This window comes from Butyrivibrio fibrisolvens, from assembly GCF_037113525.1.
Lineage (GTDB): Bacteria > Bacillota > Clostridia > Lachnospirales > Lachnospiraceae > Butyrivibrio > Butyrivibrio fibrisolvens.
Map to the genome: position 1 here is coordinate 468,453 of NZ_CP146963.1, position 18,332 is coordinate 486,784.

An 18,332-nucleotide genomic window follows, 5' to 3' on the forward strand; every position below is an offset into this window, starting at 1 on the left:
TGGTGTTATTTACGTGATAACAGTTATGTGAAGCTTTGGGTTATATCTTCTCTAAAATAGGTAGCATTGTATTATCGTTTATGAATGCAACCATGTAAATTGGCATGTAAATAAATTTGCCATTAACACTAACATCGCAGTTGGCAAATACATAGGCATGATCTACATCATATTCTTTGTTTGAAACAACTTTATTTATAGCTGAGTGAACGGTATAATCTTTACCGCTTTTTACCTCGATTGGCACAACATGAAAATCTTCTTCAATAATAAAATCAAGTTCTCCTATGCTGTGACTATTATAGTAATAGCTTTGGAATCCGTGAGCATGAAGTTCTTGGGCTACAGCATTTTCGTATATTCCTCCAAGATTAACTTTGTTATCATTTGCCAGGATGCTTGCTTTCATTGCTCTTCCGTATTGGCATGTTAGTAATCCAATATCCGAAGAATAGAGTTTAACAAAAGAACTTTTTTTATTTTGATTTAGAGAAAGCCTTGGCTCAGTTGCATTATAAGTGGAAATAACAACGCCTGCCGCATTAAGCCAAAGAAAGCTGCTTTCAACGCGCTCAAACTTAAGACCTTTTTGTAGATCAGAGTAGTTAAATCTTCTATTTTGTTTCAATAATTCGGACGGCATCAAATCGTAAATGGAAATAAGTTTTAATTTCTTTTCTTTGTTCTCATATTTTGTAAAGTCTTGCTTATATAATTCGATTATATTGTGTTGGATGGCATTTACATTACCGATATTTCCAGTTTCTGTATATTCTTTGACAGCATCAGGCATTCCGCCTACAACAAGATATCTTCTGAAATGTTCCGCCATTTTGTTATTGATAATGTCTCCGATGGGTGTTTTCTCATTAAAGCATTTTTTTAGATATCCAATTGTTTGTTCTGTAACACCTGATGCCAAAAGGAACTCTTCAAAATCCAGAGGGTACATTTGGATTTCTTCTAAATATCCAACTGGTGCAGATCTTAGATTTTTTAATTCTATCCCCAGTAGTGAGCCACTTAAAATATATTTAAATCGGCCATCGTCTACCCAAAATTTTATTCTGGTAACGATATCAGCAATTTCCTGAACTTCATCAATGAATAATATAGTTTCATTGGGGATAAAGTTATAGTCCGTTAAAGCGGAGAGATTAACAATTAAATCATCAACGCTCATGGCTTTTTCCAGGAGAGGCTTCAACTCTGGTTGTTGAATTAGATTTATTTCAAGATAATTTGAATTCTTCAAGCATTGTCTAATGGTGTAAGTTTTTCCAACCTGCCGGGCACCACTTACGAGCATGGCTTTTGATGAATTTTTTATCCAGTTATTGATTGAATTTTCTACTTTTCTCGTAATCATTTTTTGACCTCATGCTCTGGTAAATAGATGTTGTTCTTTATTTTGATTTTAACACAAAATGCCATTTTTGCATAAGAATTTCAAAGAAAAATGCCACATTTTCAATGAAAAACACATATAAAATGCCACTTTTGCAACGCGAAAACAACTCAAAATGCCACTTTTGCAAAAAAAATGTAGCAACTATACTTCTACAGAGTTATAATATAATTATACTTCCAGAGAAGTATAGGAGATGCTTATGGAAAAGATCATTTTATATCACGGTTCAGAGAAAATTATTAAAAAGCCCGTTTTAACAGGTGGGAAGATAAGCAATGATTACGGACAGGGCTTTTATTGCACAAAGCATTTAGAACTTGCCAAAGAATGGGCTGTAGATGATGAAAGGCCTGGTTTTGTCAATTCTTATGAAATAGATATTGATGGACTTAGGATTCTGGATCTTAACAGTAAGGATTATTCTATTTTGCATTGGCTGACTGTATTGTTGGAGCATCGTAACGTTAATATTAATAGTCCTATTGCTCAAGATGGTCTTGATTATTTAAAGAACCATTATCATGTGGATTTAGAAGATTATGATCTTATATTGGGATATAGGGCAGATGATTCTTATTTTTCTTTTGCCAGAGCATTCATCTCAAATACTATCAGTATCGCTCAGTTAGAAAAAGCAATGTGCCTTGGCGAACTTGGAACACAATACTTTATTAAGAGTAAAAAAGCTTTTTCTAAATTAAAGTTTATTGAGGCTATTCAGGTTGATAATGCCTCTTATTATCCCAAGAAAATGTCCAGAGATAAAAGTGCTAGGGATAGTTTTTATAATATTTCAAATACTATTGATAGAGATGGCGTATATCTGGTAGATCTGATGAGAAGGGAGAAATAGATTTATGCATGCATATGATCAACTGTATCTAAGTGATGCGATGATGAATCTGGCAGATGCATTTGATGTGGCGGTGAATGATTACGGATTTGAGATCGATTTTTTCATGCATCTGTTTATTAATTCAGGTATAGCGGCTCAGTTTGAAGTGGGAAATCCAAGATATGTTGCTGGTAAGTCTGGCACAGAGCTGGTAGAATGTGTTGTTTCAAAGATATACGGAGATGATAGTCTGAAAAAAATAGATCTGTCGTATTCAGAACCAACAAAGGAGTACTGGACAGGATGGGTGCTAGCATATTATCAATGGGAATCAGGGAAATCTTTTAGAGAAATCCAAAGGATCATTACGCCTGCGCAGCTGCGAATGAAATATCATCCCTATCATGAAATGGATGAGGAAAAAGTTGTTGAATATATAAACGAAAAGGCTAAAAATATGGCTTCGGTCAGACGGATTCAGGCATATAGAAAGCTTCTTGGGATGTCTCAAAGCCAGCTTGCAAGTGAATCCGGAGTTAATCTAAGGACTCTGCAGCAGTATGAGATAGGAGCAAAGGATATAAATAAGGCGTCCGTTGCAACTGTTTTAGCCCTTAGCAGAGTTTTGAAATGTGATGTGAAAGATTTGTGCGAGATGTAACCTTTACAAAAACATTTTAAAAAAATCGAAATCAGGTTGTTGACCTGATTTCTTTTTTGTGATAATATCCTACTAAGCCGATAGGAAATATAGTTTAAATATCAAAAGGCTATAAAACAGCCGTTAATAAAAGGAGGACAAATATTATGAAGAAGAATCTATTTAACAAAGTAACTGGACTTGCTCTTGTGAGCGCACTTGCAATGACAGGACTTACAGCTTGCTCATCTACAAGCGCTGCAGGTAGTAATACAGCTAATAATGCAGCTTCATCAGATACAGATAATTCAGAAAGTTCATCACAGGGTTTTAGAACACTTGATGAGATCAAGGAGAGCGGTGTTATCAACATCGGAGTATTCTCAGACAAGAGCCCATTTGGATATGTTGATGAAAATGGTGACTATGCAGGTTATGATGTATATCTTGCTGAGAGACTTGGTCAGGATCTTGGAGTTGAGATCAACTATGTATCTACAGAAGCAGCCAACAGAATTGAATATCTTCAGACTGGTAAGGTTGATATAATCCTTGCGAACTTCACAGTTACTGAGGAGAGGGCACAGGAAGTTGATTTTGCTCTTCCGTACATGAATGTAGCTCTTGGTGTTGTATCACCTGAGGGAGCTGTAGTAGACAGTCTTGATAGTATAGGCGCTGATGATCAGGTTATCGTTATCTCCGGAACCACAGCAGAGACCTATCTTACCAAGAACTATCCTGATATTAAGCTTCAGAAGTATGATGCATATGCAGAAGCTAAGACAGCATTTGAGAATGGCACCGGTGTTGCGTGGGCTAATGATAATACAGAGGTTATAGCTTTTTCTCTTGAGAATGAAGGATATGTTGTAGGTATTCCTTCACTTGGTGATCAGGATACTATCGCACCTGCTGTTACTAAGGGCAATGAAACTCTCCTTGCATGGCTTAACGACGAGCTTGTAGCACTTGGCAGTGAGAACTTCTTCCATGCAGGATATGAGGCTACTCTTCTTGAGACCTACGGCGCAGATTACGAAGATACACTTGTAATTGAGCCTTCAAAGAACTGATCGGTACTACGAAAAAAGCAATAATTCTTTCATTAGAAAAAAGATAAACAAAACCACAAAGGAAACTGAGTAATGGACTATGCGGTTATAGAAAGCTATCTTCCTTTATATAAGGATGCGCTTGCCCTTACTCTTAAGATAGGATGGCAGGGCATCGCCTTGAGCCTTTTGATAGGCCTTGCGGGCGCTGCTATCTTACATTTTAAGGTAAGGATCTTAAAGACCATAACAGGAATATATATCGAGCTTTTTAGAAATACACCTCTCTTGGTACAGCTTTTCTTTTTGTATTTTGCTCTCCCCAAGATAGGTATAAAGATCACAGCCCAGACCTGCGGCGTGCTTGGTCTTGGACTTTTGGGCGGCGCATATATGATAGAAAGCTTTAGAAGTGGCCTCGAGTCGATCGCTGTTATTCAGACAGAGAGTGCTCTTAGTCTTGGTATGACAAAGGAACAGACATTTATCTATGTCATTCTGCCTCAGGCAGTATCTATCAGCGTTCCCGGACTTCTTGCAAATGTCATATTCCTGTTAAAAGAGACATCAGTTTTTTCAACCATAAGCCTTATGGACCTGATGTTTACAGCCAAGGACCTGATCGGAATGTATGCTAAAACTATAGAATGTTTATTCCTTCTGGTAGTCTTTTATCTGATAATGCTGCTTCCGGTATCCATTCTGGGTTCTATTTTGGAAAGGAGGCTTCGTTATGCAGGATTTGGGGATTGATGTTTTATTTAAAGGAACCAACTTCCTTCGCCTTCTCCAGGGTTTGTGGGTATCAGCCAGGATCAGCCTTATATCAGTTGTGATCAGCATACTGCTTGGTCTATTAGTTGGAATTTTGATGACTTTTAAAAATCCTGTTCTTCGCGTAGTTTTAAAAGTTTATCTTGAGATAGTCAGGATCATGCCACAGATGGTTCTTTTGTTCATCGTTTATTTTGGAACCACCAGAGTCTTTGGATGGGACTTGTCTGCAGAAACGTCAGCCATTTTCGTATTCTGCTTCTGGGGAACTGCTGAGATGGGAGATCTCGTACGAGGGTCTATCAAAAGTATAAGTAAGATACAATTCGAATCATCTTTTGCACTTGGTATGAACAAGATTCAAACATACAGGTATGTAATACTCCCTCAGACGATCAGAAGGCTGATTCCTCTTTCCATAAATCTTATTACAAGAATGATCAAGACAACTTCTCTTGTGATGATGATTGGAATAGTAGAGGTATTAAAGGTTGCCCAACAGATAATCGAGGCCAACAGGAAGGCATCACCAAATGCGGCATTTGGAGTATTTGCAGTTGTATTCCTCCTGTATTTCCTTGTTTGCTGGCCTATCAGCAGACTGTCAGTTTATTTAGAGAAGAGGTGGGCTCTGTGAGCGAATTATTAAAGGTCAAGAATTTACATAAAGAGTTTGGCAAAAATGTTGTACTAAAAGATATAAATCTTTCGGTAGAAAAGGGCGAAGTTGTTGTTATCATAGGCCCCAGCGGATGCGGTAAAAGTACCTTCCTTCGCTGCCTTAACGGTCTTGAAGAGATTCAGGGCGGAGTCATCACAGTAGACGGACTTCCTGTAGAATCCGGCAAAAAAGAGATCACGAAGCTTCGTCAGAAGATTGGCATGGTGTTCCAGTCCTATGAACTATTCCCGCACCTGTCCGTAATTGATAACCTGATCCTTGCTCCTACCAAGGTTCAGAAGAGAAAAAAGGAAGAAGTTATCCGCGAGGCAACAGAGCTTTTAGACAGAGTCGGATTATTGGACAAAAAAGACTACTTCCCGCGCCAACTATCAGGCGGACAGAAGCAGCGTGTTGCAATAGTAAGAGCACTTCTTATGCATCCGGAGATCCTACTTTTTGATGAAGTTACAGCAGCTCTTGATCCTGAGATGGTTCACGAAGTTCTTGAAACAATGCTTAAGCTTGCAAAGTCAGGTTCTACAATGCTTATAGTAACTCATGAAATGAGCTTTGCAGAGGCAGTTGCAGACAGGATCCTTTTCTTCGATAACGGGGAGATCGTCGAAGAGGCCGAGGATGTAAAGGGATTTTTTAAAGAACCTAAAACAGAACGTGCTAAGAAATTTCTGAGAACATTTGAGTACGATAGTGCACTCTATATATAAGAAGAAAGGAACCTTTCTGTCTATATGATATGTATCTAGGATTCTGGGTATATATCAATACAGGGAGGTCTTTTTTTATGTTAAAATATTTATGAAATCTGGCTTTAAGGAGAATCCTTTACATGGACTACATTTTTAGTGACATCCAAAATCACTTCAATTTTTCTTATATGGTCAGTTCGGGATACATTGCGATCCTTACCATGGCCATATTTTTTCTTGTATTAATACTTCTTATGCCCGGGCGTAAGCTCCATGACAGGATTCTTGTAGCGCTTTTCTTTGGATTTATGTTTATAGTTTATTCACTCACGATCCTTATGCGTGGTTACAGAGAAAGTGGTAGAAGAATAATGACCCAACCTTTTTATTGGCTTATTGTTCTCAGAAGAACAGGCAGAACACAGCTTTTGTGGCTTGCTATTGAAAATGTTGTCATGCTTATGATTCCGGCGTTTATACTTGGTATCATTATGAGGTCGGTTAAAATTCCTGTAAGAATCGTTATAATCACACTGATAATGGTCTTTTTCTCACTGACAATAGAATGTATGCAGTTGGCTTTAAATGTTGGTGAATGCGAGATAGATGATTTTCTGTGCAACACCTTTGGAGGCTTGCTGGGAGCTGCACTCGCTTCGCTAGTGACAGCCAAAATAGCTGGAGCGAAAAATAATGTAGTAGATGATTCAAAAGGTGATTTTTAATAATAATAGTATTGGTAAAGTTTAGTCATGATGGGAGATAATCAAATGACAATAGCCCTTATAATAGCCGGAGGAAGCGGAGAGAGGATGCATCAGGATATTCCCAAGCAGTTCCTTTCTATTAATGATAAACCGGTAATAGTATATACATTGGAAGCTTTTGAACAGCATCCTGAGATAGACGAGATCGCAGTTGTCTGCATCGATGGCTGGGATCAGGTCCTTATGGCCTATGCAAGGCAGTTTAATATAACTAAGCTTAAAACGGTCATCCCCGGCGGAGATTGCGGCCAGGCATCTATAAGAAACGGTGTATACGAACTTGAAAAAAGTCACAGCGCTGATGATATAGTTTTGATCCACGATGCTATACGTCCTCTTGTATCTGCAGAGATAATATCAGACTGTATAAGGGTTACAAAAAAGTGCGGCAATGCCATAGCAGTAATCCCCTGTGCAGAAGCCATGCTGACAACAGATGATGAGAAAGTATCATCAGGAACTTATCCTAGAGATGGTCTTAAGAGGACTCAGACTCCGCAGGGATTTAAACTTGGCGATATATGCGATCTTCACAGAAGAGCACTTGAAAGGGGTATTACTAATTCTATAGCCTCATGCACACTTATGATCGAAATGGGGCAGCAGGTGCATTTTTCCATAGGTTCTGAAAAAAATGTAAAGCTTACTACTATCGAAGATATAGATATTTTTAAAGCCCTTCTTTCCGCAAGAAGATCTGAATGGCTTAAGAATTAAAGTATCAGTTTGAATAATACATATTTATTGAAAGTAATTCCTGCAAAAGAGTTAGGTGGAATAAGCAGAGGAAAATGCATTGATGAATCTCTACCAAAGTAACCTATACATATCAGATCTGGACTACGTGATAGAGAATCTGGACATCCTGAATGATATGCGCGGAAGTTCAGTTCTTATAATAGGCGCCAGAGGCCTTATATGTTCAGCTATCGCTGATATATTATTTAGATATAATGAAAAAGCAGATGCAGGTATTCATATATACCTTGCAGGACGTGATAGTGCCAAAATAAAGAGCAGATTTTCAAGGTACGCAGATTCAGAGTACCTGAAAGTTTTAGAATACGACAGCGATAAGCAGGGAGATTTAATAAGTAAACTGCCTAACGAAATATCGTATATAATAGATGGTATAGGACCATCTTCACCGGGGGATATCAATTCATACCCACTTACGTCTCTATATACTAACGTGGCTTTATTGAAGGACCTTTTGCAATACGCTGATAGCGCACACATAAAGGGCCTTTTGTATATCTCATCCTCCGAAGTATATGGAACAAGGCCTGAGGGCGGACCTTTTAAAGAAGATGATTATGGCTGGATCGATATACTAAGTCCAAGATCATCCTATGCTTGTGGCAAAAGAAGCTGCGAGACGCTATGCGCCTGTTTTTCCAAAGAAAAAAATGTCAGGGCACTTATAGCAAGGCCCGGTCACGTTTACGGTCCTACAGCCAGAACAGATGATGATCATATAGCATCGGCCTTCGCGTTAGAAGCAGCCAAGGGACATGATCTAAATATGAACAGTCCGGGCTTGCAACGAAGGTCATACTGTTATATGCTTGATTGTGCGTCGGCGATGCTGACTATACTTGATAAGGGTATGAGCGGGAATGCGTACAATATTTCGAATCCCGAAAGCGTTTTATCGATTTATGGTATGATGAGCCAATTTGCAGACGCAGCTGGTGTAAATTTATCTATAAGTATTGATGATAAAAAGAATCGTGCGGGTGATAATCCAATGCCTGATTCAAGCCTTGATTCGGATAAACTTCTTTCACTTGGCTGGAAGGGATTATTTGATGCAGGTGAAGGCGCAGGACATACGATCCGGATTCTAAAAGAAGCAATGCAAAGTTAAGAATACATTTTCAAAATCACTGATTCAAAAATGTATATGATTTAAGATTGTATTAAGTGTTAGAGGTTATATTTTGGAACTACGTACTGATTTACATACGCACACACTATATTCAAGACATGCGTATTCGACTATTGAAGAAAATGTCAGAGCAGGAAGAGAGCAGGGGCTTGAGCTCCTTGGTACTACAGATCATTTTAGCAGCATGCTTTATTCCGATTACATGGATAATAAGCACTATCAGTATTTCTACAATATGAACTGCTGGCCGCGTGAATGGTATGGGGTAAAACTTCTTCGCGGTTGTGAGGTCGATATAGTCGATCTTGAGGGTAACCTTTTTGGACATGATATCAATCCTGCCAAAGGAATTATCGATAAGAACATAAATGAAGCGGATTCTTTATTTGGACGAGTTACAAGAAGGCTTGATTATCTTATAGCTTCTGTTCATATGACGGATTTTGCAGCTAAGGCTTCAAAGAGCAGGATTACTGATATGTATATTAAGGCCCTTTCCAATTCCAGAGTTATCATTCTGGGTCACATTGGAAGAACCGGTCTTGACTTTGATATAGACAGCGTAGTTACGGCAGCACGTGATATGCATAAGCTTATAGAGATCAATGAACACAGCTTTGGCTGGGATGATTCAATTTACGATAGATGCAAACAGATACTTGTGCGCTGCGCGGAGCTAAATGTCCCTATTTGTGTTTCGACAGATGCACATATTTCATATGATGTTGGAAGATTTGATAACTGCCATAAGCTTCTTGAAAGCGTGGATTTTCCGCAGGAGCTTGTTGCTAACAGGAACGCCAAGTCGTTTTTTTGCTATATGTCCAGGTCTTTGGAAAAAGACTGATAGCATCATCTCTTCCTTCATGAGGGGATAGATAGATGTCATCACTTACAGATCTTATTTTTATTTTTAGATTTGTTCCGTGTTTTATACTTATATATTATATAGTGCCTGCAACCATGCGCATGTGGGTACTTTTTTTCGGAAGCTTTATTTTTTATACTCTCGGAGAACCCAGGTGGTGCCTGGTTCTTCTTGGCGCGACCATTTTTAATTATATTTTGGGAAAATGGACTTCGCTTCAGAGAAAATCTTTTTTGATCCTTGCAGTCTCTTTTGATGCAGGGCTTCTTATGCTATTCAAAATCCTGGGATTAACCATTTCCATAGATTTTCTTCCTATAGGAATCAGTTTCTATACCTTTAAGATGATCGCTTATCAGGCAGATTTATATACGGGTAAAATCAAAGAACGCCCGGACTTTGTTACGACTGCCTCGTATTTTTATTTCTTCCCCCAGCTCTTGCAGGGCCCTATCATGCGCCCTGATAAGATGTACAGCAGTGCCATATGGATAGATAGTGATGTCTCTACAAGAAAAGAGCGTATAGGAATCTATCTTAATAATATAGAAGACGGACTTAAATATTTTATCGCCGGAATGGCTATGAAAGTCTTAATAGCAGACCACCTTGCAGTACTGTGGAAAGACCTTCATACGATAGGCTACGAGAGTATCTCTACACCTCTTGCATGGATTGGCGCGCTTGCCTATTCCCTTGACCTTTATTTTGATTTCTGGGGATATTCACTTATGGCAGCAGGACTTGGAGTAGCCTTGGGATTCCCGTTTGTAAAGAACTTTAACCATCCATATGCAGCGCTTGGTGTCAGAGACTTTTACAGAAGATGGCATATGAGCCTTGGAACCTGGTTTAGAGACTATATCTATATTCCTCTTGGAGGCAACAGGAGAGGCGATTTCAGAGGCATTTTAAACCTTTTACTGGTATGGCTTTTGACAGGCATCTGGCATGGAATAACCCCTAATTACATTATCTGGGGAATGTTTTTGTATGTATTGATCTTATCGGAAAAGTATATAATATCAGTCAACAAAAACCTTTTTAACATAGTTTCAAGACTAAATGTATTCCTTATGATCCCGATATCCTGGGTCATATTTGCAATAAGCGACATGGAAAGACTCACGGTCTACATGACAAGGCTGTTCCCCTTCTTTGGAATAAGCGGCTATGTCAACACCAGTGACTACATCAAGTACAGCACCCTTTACTGGCCATATATAGTGCCGGGACTTGTGCTCCTTATACCGCGTGTCTTTGATTTTTGTGAAAAGAAAAGAAAGCATCCTGTTGCGGTTGTAGTTTTATTTGTACTTTTCTGGCTCTGTATTTTCAGTATTGCAAATACAGCCGGAAATCCGTTGATGTATTTACGATTTTAATGCACATAGAAATACATCCATGTATTTCTAAGCATGTGCTAAATACCTCCTGTATTCGTGAGGCTTATATAATGAGTAATGATAATAAGAAAAAGAATAATTTCATACATTCCCCTCTTCTGATCGCGGTTGTTGCAAGTTCGCTTCTTGTGACGGCTTATTCGGCGTGTCAGAAGGATGGGCTGTATTCATACTATAACTATGACTATAAGATGCCATTTATGACACTTGCTCTTCGAGGGCTTGCTGATGGCGCAACTCCTTTTTATGTGACAGAAGATTTCGTTGAGATGGCTCAAAGTCAGGATCCTGATTATTATATCGATATGGCAAGGACTACTCCGGAAGCTTCGGGTGGAGAGAACGGATCTGATAATGGCGCAGATATCACGGCAGGATCTGGCGGTTCTCAGGGAGCTGATGATAATGCGGGATCAGGAAGTGATGCAGACTCTGGATCAAGCGGTCTTGATAACGCAGGAAACGGAAATTCGGGAGGCTCTGACAGCGCAGGAACAGGAAGCTCAGGTACTTCTGGCAGTGCAGGAACAGACGGATCAGGAAGTGCCAGCACAGACAGCTCTGCAGGCACAGGATCAAGTGGTAATGCCGGCGCAGGCGGATCTTCCGATTCTCAAGAAGCAGCTTCAACAGAACCAGTAGTTGAAGAGTTCCCTTATATGACAACGACAGGAGAAGTAGACGCAGATTATTTTGCCGATGCTCTTTTTATAGGAGATTCAAGAACAGTAGGTCTTTCTGAATACTGTGCAGAGCTTGATGAGCAGGCTACTTTTTATGGCAAAGTATCCCTTTCTATATATGAAGCTAACAACAAGGCCTTTGTAAAAACAAGTGGCGGCAAGGTTACACTTGAAAAGGCTCTTGAAGGCAAGGATTATAAGAAAGTCTATATCATGGTCGGTATCAACGAAATAGGATACGGCTCAACAGACGGCTGGATCAGTAGTTATACTGAGGTCATCACTAAGATCCAGACAGCCTGCCCGGATGCAATAATCTATCTTCAGGCTATCATGCATGTAACAAGAGAATATGATAATACCAAGGCTCCGGATGCTTCTATTAATGGTGTTATAAATACAAGAAGTGAAGCTCTTAAAGGGCTGGCGGATAACAGAAAGGTCTTTTATCTTGATATAAATGAAGTATTTGATGATAGTAATGGTGACCTTCAGGCGGATATCTCTTTTGACGGTGTTCATCTAAAGGCTTCAGCATATACAGTCTGGTACGAATATTTAAGGACTCATGCGGCGGAAATTCCTAAGGAATAATGTGAACAATTGTAAGCAAATTTGACATTTTCTGTAACAACTGTTATAATACGACGTTATGAAAGCAACGAGATTTAGAAAAAAATCAAAATTCAATAAAAATGTAGTTGTTATACCGATTGCAACCCTTTCGGCATTCACTATCGCACTCATTTCTTTTGGATCGTATGTTTCTCATAAAGAAAAAACGAGTGTCAGATATGCAGAAGCAGCTACACTGGACATGTCTGTTTATGAGACAGCAAGTGGTAATGAGCAGGAAGTTTCTGAGGTTACAAGTGATACTTCTGACCTTTTGGAAGATACTGTTCTCCTTGACGGACGTGTTGATGCGGAAGTTGAAGACGAGATGGCTTATACAGTTACCTGGTTTGAAAGTGCAATACCGCTTTACACTAACAATAACGTTAATTTAAGGCTTGGTCCCGATACTTCCTATGATGTTGTTTCAGTACTTCTTTACGGAACACAGGTTGTTGCAACAGGTAGTACCGACAATGGCTGGTATGCGATCGATTATGATGGACAGACTCTTTTCGTAACTGATGCCTACATTCAGGATACTGAGCCGGAGCCTCTTGTAAAAACAGCATCCCCTGTTACATCTGCTTCTGATATCATCTTTGTAGGTGACTCAAGAACAGTTGGAATGGAATACGCTGTTAAGAACGATGATTATACATGGCTTTGTGAAGTAGGTAAGGGATACTACTGGTTCAAGGAAAATATTGATCTTGTTGATGACTATGCAAAGCCGGGAACCAAAGTTATCATCAATTTAGGTGTTAATGACCTTGGTAATGCGTCCAAATACGTAGAGCTTATTAATAGCTACGTTGACCTTTGGACAAGCGAAGGAATGGAGATATATTATTCAGCAGTTACACCTGTTGGTGATACAACAGTTACCAATGAGCAGATAGAGAAGTTCAATCAGTCACTTAAGTCAGGACTTGATTCACGTATTACCTGGATAGACAGCTATTCTTATCTTACAGAGAACGGCTTCTCATCCTCTGACGGTCTTCACTACAACAATGCTACATATACAAGCCTCTATAACTACTACATTTCAATAGTGGGATGAGACTTATGATGAAAATGAGTAACTAATGGTGAAGTGGTGTCGCATGCGACACCACTTTAAGAAGTTTGAAAATTATTATTTTCAAACTTCCTATTACAAGGTGGTAATAAATCTGTATAATAGAATAAGATAATTAAAAGTGCCAAGGTTATCTATTGGCACTTTTTTTATGAAAAATAAAACGGGGGTCACAGTTATGGCAAAGCTTTATTTCAGATACGGAGCCATGGGCAGCTCAAAAACGGCTAATGCGCTTATGGTTCACCACAATTATCTTGAAAAAGGACAGAATGCAATTTTATTAAAACCCAAAACTGACAATCGCGACGGTGAGAGGATCATCAAATCAAGAATGGGTCTTGCCAAGGAGTGCGATTTTGTAGAAGAGTTCCTTGAAACAGCTGATAAATGGATATCAGGTGAAGATGACGGATGGAAGAAGCTTGACTGTGTTATCATCGACGAGGCGCAGTTCCTTTCCAAAGAGCAGGTTGATAAGCTTTCATTACTGGTAGATTCCTATGATCTTCCTGTTATGTGCTATGGTCTTAGGACAGACTTTATGAGCAACCTTTTCCCAGGATCAAAGCGTCTTATGGAGATCGCTGATAAGATCGAAGAAGTTCCGACTGTATGCTGGTGCGGACGAAGAGCTCACTTTAATGCCAGAGTGGTTGGCGGCAAGATCGTAAGAGAAGGTGAGCAGGTAATGCTTGGCGGAGACGAAGCATATGTATCAGTCTGCCGCAGACACTTTAGAAGCGGAGAAGTTACAGGAGCAAGAGAGCGCGATATAGATTACAAAAAATCCGAGGAATGATCCTAGTGTGCTGGCTCATTCATATTTGATTAAATATGAACGAGTCAGTACACTAGGTAGATAATGGCTTACAAAAAGCACCCCCAGCACAGTGTCTGTACTGAGGATGCTTTTTTATTCGGCTTAAAATTCATCGAAGATGAATCTTAGTCTTTTTTATTTGGACCATACGCTAAGCATCTTAACGAGCTTTTCCTTGTCCTTATTGCTGAGCTTTGCAACGATTCCGTTGATCTTCTTATCGATAGCGGACTGCTTGTAAGCAGGTTCAAGTTCACCAACAAGTGAATCAAGAGTCTGGCCTGTAAGCTGTGCGAAATAGATCAGGATGTGGAGAGACATAGCTGTACGATTGTTCTCTACATTGCTGATATATCCGGGAGTTACACCAAGAGCCTTTGAAAGATCACTCTGTGTAAGGCCACATGCCTGACGGAGCTCTTTTACTCTCTTGCCGTACTGCTCCTTAGCTAACTTTCTGTCAGCTACGGATACAGACTTCAAAGGATCAGCTACAAGAACCTTCTTAGCAGGAGCTTTCTTAGCAGCTACCTTCTTTGCTGCTGGTTTCTTAGCTGCTGCGATCTTCTTTACAGTAGCCTTCTTAGCTGCTGCGATCTTCTTAGCAGGAGCTTTCTTAGCAGCTGCAACCTTCTTAGCAACAGCTTTCTTTGTAGCCTTCTTGATAGAAGTGATCTTCTTTACAGGAGCTTTCTTAGCAACTGCCTTTTTAACAGCTGTCTTCTTTGTAGCAACCTTCTTAGCTACAGCCTTCTTAATAGGAGTAACCTTCTTAGCAGGAGCTTTTTTAGCGACAGCTTTCTTTGGAGCAGCCTTCTTAGCAACTACTTTCTTAGCAGGAGCCTTCTTAGCAACTGCTTTCTTAGCGGGAGCAGCCTTCTTAGCAACTACCTTTTTAGCAGGAGCAGCCTTCTTAGCAACCACTTTCTTAGCAGGAGCTTTCTTAGCTACAGCCTTCTTAGCAGGAGCAGCTTTCTTTGCTACAGTCTTTTTGGTTTCTTCCTTCTTTGCGGCGGGCTTCTTAGCAACGGCCTTCTTAGCTACAGTTTTCTTTGCAGCAGGCTTCTTAGCCTCTGTCTTCTTTGCTGTTGTAGCCTTTTTAGCTGTTGCAGGTTTCTTTGCAGCTTTTGCTGCAGGATTTGCTTTTGCCATGATTTTTCTCCTTTTTTTCCAAAAATCTTTAAGGCGCCCTGAAAAATCAGGACACAAAGTTAACGAAAAAACGGTCTCAAATCATATTTCGCCAAAAATATCAAAAATATTAGGGTTTACCAAAAAAATATTTAAATTCTTATATTAATTTATGATTTTTTGGATAAAAATATCGGATTAGTAACAATAATAATCCTATAAATAGTAACAAAAGCCCTGTTTTAAGCCCTGGTATACGATAATCTAGAATAATATCTCCTGTATAGCCGGAAGGTACTTCTATGCAGGTTAGAGCACCGAAGACCTGTGATACACATAAAGGTTCCTGATCTTCAGATTTATAAGCTATAAATCCCGGTTCATATGGAACTGATAACAGGATGACGGTATTATCATCTGAATCTGCAGTATCAGGAATATGAATAGTAAGTATGGTTGGAGATGTTTCGGATACTACGGCAGCATGTGATGATGACAGCTTACTGTATTCTGAAAGTACATCTGCGTTTTCTGTAAATATAAGAGGAGTTCCAAAATCTGCTTCATTTGCAGGTCCGTAAGCGGTCAGGGTAAGAGATACCTTATCACCTTTTTTCCTGTTTCCAATATCTATTATCTTAATAGAAGAAGCATTACCATAACCTGAAATATCAACACCATCAACAGATAAGATCATATTTTGAGATGTGTTTACAAGATCTTTTAAATAGAAATAAATATCCCCATCGCATTCTGGTGTAAAATCTATTTTCATGGTAGATATCTGATCTTCATCATTAAAAGATACATCACTAGTTATAATTGTTACAGGAACGAATAATTCATTTCCCTCTTCAAGATATTCATCTATATTTGTGCCACAACCTGTAAAAGCATCTGCTATCTGCTTTTGTAATAAAAATGGATCATCCGGAATCTCATCAGATGGAAGATATGTATCTGCCGGAATAGCTACTGCAATAGGAAACAGATCAGAGTTTTGCACGGTTCCTTCATCAGTAAGTATGTATTTGATATTTAAAATAGAATCAGCAGTGGCTGTATTCTCAGATGTGTACTCATCATACAGACTGTTATAGTTAAAACCGATCGCCTTAAGGAACATACGAACGTTTCTGTGATCGCCCGTACTATAATGAGAAATTGCATGATAGTCGTATACCATACCGTCATTGATATCATCATATGGATTGGATACAACATCTTCTATACGATAAAAATTATTGTCGGTTGCTTTGATATCATCTATTTTTTCTTTCTTTTCGATATATCTTGCCTGATATTCAGACATAGTCTCGCAGGGATAATATGACGCCTTCACGATCTTCATATGATTTACAAGAAGATCGCATACACACAACATAGCAAGAAGTATGAAAAAAACCTTACTTTTTTTGCAAAAGTATAGCTCTATAAAAATGAACTCTGCCATAAGGATCATAAGACCAATGATGCCTGATTTTAGAGTAAGAAATTCTATGTTCATGACCATGGCGCATATTAATATGATCACTTCAGCTATACCAGTAATAGCAAAAGAGACTGTAAATGCCATTGGAATATCAAAGTCACGAGCGTTTTTGTCCTTAAAATAATTGGAAATACGTGTTTTAAATGATGCTTTTATATTAGTAAAAGCTGTTATCTGGTTTTCTGATGAAATGTATTGTTCTAATATTGTATTAAAAGAAATGGCAGCGCTTGTTATCATCACACCGACAAAAAGGAAAGTATACCTGAATGGATAACCGTTAGGCACATTACCGGCATGCCAGATAAGATCAAGAGGTGATACAAGAAAACTTATAAAAAGTATTGCAAGAAGAAAAACTCCCTGCATTTTGATCTTCTTATCGATTTTTCTGTTCATAAAAAACAGTATAAGAAGAGGAATCATGACAGTACCGCAAAAAAGATGCGGCATACCGAACATTACCTGTTTGCCGTCTATTGTAAAAGTGTATATCTTGGCAAGTACAAGAATCGGATTCGTAATATGTGCATCCTGAAAAAGTTGACATATAAATGAATCGCCGACACTTTTTTCACTAAGTGTAAGTTCCTGATATAAAGGGAGTAACACAGGGCATATTATCAGCATACCTGTAACGAGACCTAATGCTACATTTAGTCCATCTTTGAAGGATATGACCTTAAGAATAAAGCGAAGGACCATCCATATAGCAAAAAAGATGATCATCATACAAGCAGTATAATAGTTGATATAAAACTGAACTGCAGTAAGGATCACAAGATAAAGATACTTCTTCCTCGACCTTGTATCACGCGAATATTCCAAAACCGCCGTTGCAAGAAGCGGGAACATGATGGCAGCATCCAGCCATGAAGGAACCAATACAGATACAAATACCCAAAGTGACATGGCAAAAGAAACAGAGAACGGAATAGTTCTTTTTACACCCACATGGCTTAAGAACACATCCGCAGTAAAAGCCGATAATCCAAGCCTAAGCACCAAAAGAACCGTAAGCACAGCAGGGAATACCTCTATAGGAAACAGCGCATATACGAAATTAAGAGGCGATGACATAGTATAGAAAAAAAGCCCAAGCATCGATCCTCCCATACCCTTGGTACGTGAATATGCAATGCTCGCTTCCCCCATAAGAGCCCGCTTCAAATGAGCATAATACTGAATAAACTCTCGTCTGTTATCGTCATAAAGAAAAGTATTATCCCCAAATGGCGTAATACGCATCATAATGCAAAACAGAGTCATTGCGCATATGGTAATGGCAAATGAAATAAGATGAGATTTTGCTTTGCCCTCAAAAATAGAGCTAGAAGCTCCTTGGGATTTATTACTGACTATATCTGACATGGATTCCTTCCCCCTGGTAATCCGTATTTTTCTATGCGGGTTGAGTTTTTACATAATTAAAGCTATTATATTTAGTGCTTAATCCATAAAAGTATTAGCTTACATATTGTTTTTT

The 18,332-nt window shown here is 38.9% G+C and carries 17 protein-coding genes; 14 read left to right on the top strand and 3 right to left on the bottom strand.

The genetic code is table 11. The annotated features are described in order from the left end of the window. Positions 1-40: 40 nt before the first annotated feature. The gene (locus tag WAA20_RS01885) at positions 41-1,369 is read right to left on the bottom strand and encodes an AAA family ATPase (RefSeq protein WP_073387449.1); all 1,329 of its coding nucleotides are present in this window, start codon (positions 1,367-1,369) and stop codon (positions 41-43) included. A gap of 241 nt (positions 1,370-1,610) precedes the next feature. Between WAA20_RS01885 and WAA20_RS01890 the strand changes: the two genes are divergently transcribed. The 14 genes from WAA20_RS01890 to WAA20_RS01955 all read left to right on the top strand — a co-directional run bounded on the left by WAA20_RS01890 (position 1,611) and on the right by WAA20_RS01955 (position 14,202). After that, positions 1,611-2,264: a DUF3990 domain-containing protein gene (locus WAA20_RS01890; protein WP_073387447.1), complete on the top strand. Its 654-nt coding sequence runs from the start codon at positions 1,611-1,613 to the stop codon at positions 2,262-2,264. Between the two features lie 4 nt (positions 2,265-2,268). Continuing rightward, positions 2,269-2,907, top strand: coding sequence for a helix-turn-helix transcriptional regulator (locus WAA20_RS01895; protein ID WP_073387446.1), 639 nt, complete (start codon positions 2,269-2,271; stop codon positions 2,905-2,907). A 146-nt stretch (positions 2,908-3,053) separates the two neighbouring features. Beyond that, the gene (locus WAA20_RS01900) at positions 3,054-3,962 is read left to right on the top strand and encodes a transporter substrate-binding domain-containing protein (protein ID WP_073387444.1); all 909 of its coding nucleotides are present in this window, start codon (positions 3,054-3,056) and stop codon (positions 3,960-3,962) included. A 72-nt stretch (positions 3,963-4,034) separates the two neighbouring features. After that, positions 4,035-4,694 (top strand): amino acid ABC transporter permease, encoded by a 660-nt coding sequence (locus WAA20_RS01905; protein ID WP_073387443.1) that lies wholly within the window; start codon positions 4,035-4,037, stop codon positions 4,692-4,694. Continuing rightward, a complete protein-coding gene (locus tag WAA20_RS01910; protein WP_073387441.1) occupies positions 4,675-5,352 on the top strand; it encodes an amino acid ABC transporter permease in 678 nt (225 codons plus the stop codon). Before WAA20_RS01905 ends, WAA20_RS01910 begins: the two co-directional genes overlap by 20 nt. Further along, the gene (locus WAA20_RS01915) at positions 5,349-6,104 is read left to right on the top strand and encodes an amino acid ABC transporter ATP-binding protein (protein ID WP_073387440.1); all 756 of its coding nucleotides are present in this window, start codon (positions 5,349-5,351) and stop codon (positions 6,102-6,104) included. Before WAA20_RS01910 ends, WAA20_RS01915 begins: the two co-directional genes overlap by 4 nt. A 122-nt stretch (positions 6,105-6,226) precedes the next feature. Beyond that, on the top strand, positions 6,227-6,811 hold the full coding sequence (locus WAA20_RS01920) for a VanZ family protein (protein ID WP_073387438.1): 585 nt from the start codon (positions 6,227-6,229) through the stop codon (positions 6,809-6,811). 45 nt (positions 6,812-6,856) lie between these two features. Next, on the top strand, positions 6,857-7,570 hold the full coding sequence (locus tag WAA20_RS01925) for an IspD/TarI family cytidylyltransferase (protein ID WP_073387437.1): 714 nt from the start codon (positions 6,857-6,859) through the stop codon (positions 7,568-7,570). An 82-nt stretch (positions 7,571-7,652) separates the two neighbouring features. Further along, positions 7,653-8,723, top strand: a complete 1,071-nt coding sequence (locus WAA20_RS01930; protein ID WP_073387435.1) for an NAD(P)-dependent oxidoreductase — start codon at positions 7,653-7,655, stop codon at positions 8,721-8,723. A 73-nt stretch (positions 8,724-8,796) separates the two neighbouring features. Next, complete coding sequence (locus tag WAA20_RS01935) at positions 8,797-9,591, top strand: phosphatase (protein WP_073387434.1); 795 nt, start codon at positions 8,797-8,799, stop codon at positions 9,589-9,591. Between the two features lie 35 nt (positions 9,592-9,626). Continuing rightward, a complete protein-coding gene (locus WAA20_RS01940; RefSeq protein ID WP_073387432.1) occupies positions 9,627-10,997 on the top strand; it encodes an MBOAT family O-acyltransferase in 1,371 nt (456 codons plus the stop codon). Between the two features lie 71 nt (positions 10,998-11,068). Further along, on the top strand, positions 11,069-12,295 hold the full coding sequence (locus tag WAA20_RS01945; RefSeq protein ID WP_073387431.1) for a GDSL-type esterase/lipase family protein: 1,227 nt from the start codon (positions 11,069-11,071) through the stop codon (positions 12,293-12,295). 58 nt (positions 12,296-12,353) lie between these two features. Then, complete coding sequence (locus tag WAA20_RS01950) at positions 12,354-13,382, top strand: SH3 domain-containing protein (RefSeq protein ID WP_073387429.1); 1,029 nt, start codon at positions 12,354-12,356, stop codon at positions 13,380-13,382. 196 nt (positions 13,383-13,578) lie between these two features. Next, on the top strand, positions 13,579-14,202 hold the full coding sequence (locus WAA20_RS01955) for a thymidine kinase (RefSeq protein ID WP_073387428.1): 624 nt from the start codon (positions 13,579-13,581) through the stop codon (positions 14,200-14,202). Between the two features lie 156 nt (positions 14,203-14,358). Here WAA20_RS01955 and WAA20_RS01960 read toward each other — a convergent pair whose 3' ends face one another. Together WAA20_RS01960 and WAA20_RS01965 are read right to left on the bottom strand one after the other, a co-directional pair. After that, a complete protein-coding gene (locus WAA20_RS01960) occupies positions 14,359-15,375 on the bottom strand; it encodes a helix-turn-helix transcriptional regulator (protein ID WP_073387426.1) in 1,017 nt (338 codons plus the stop codon). A gap of 139 nt (positions 15,376-15,514) precedes the next feature. Continuing rightward, on the bottom strand, positions 15,515-18,217 hold the full coding sequence (locus WAA20_RS01965; protein WP_073387424.1) for a YfhO family protein: 2,703 nt from the start codon (positions 18,215-18,217) through the stop codon (positions 15,515-15,517). Between the last annotated feature and the right edge of the window lie 115 nt (positions 18,218-18,332).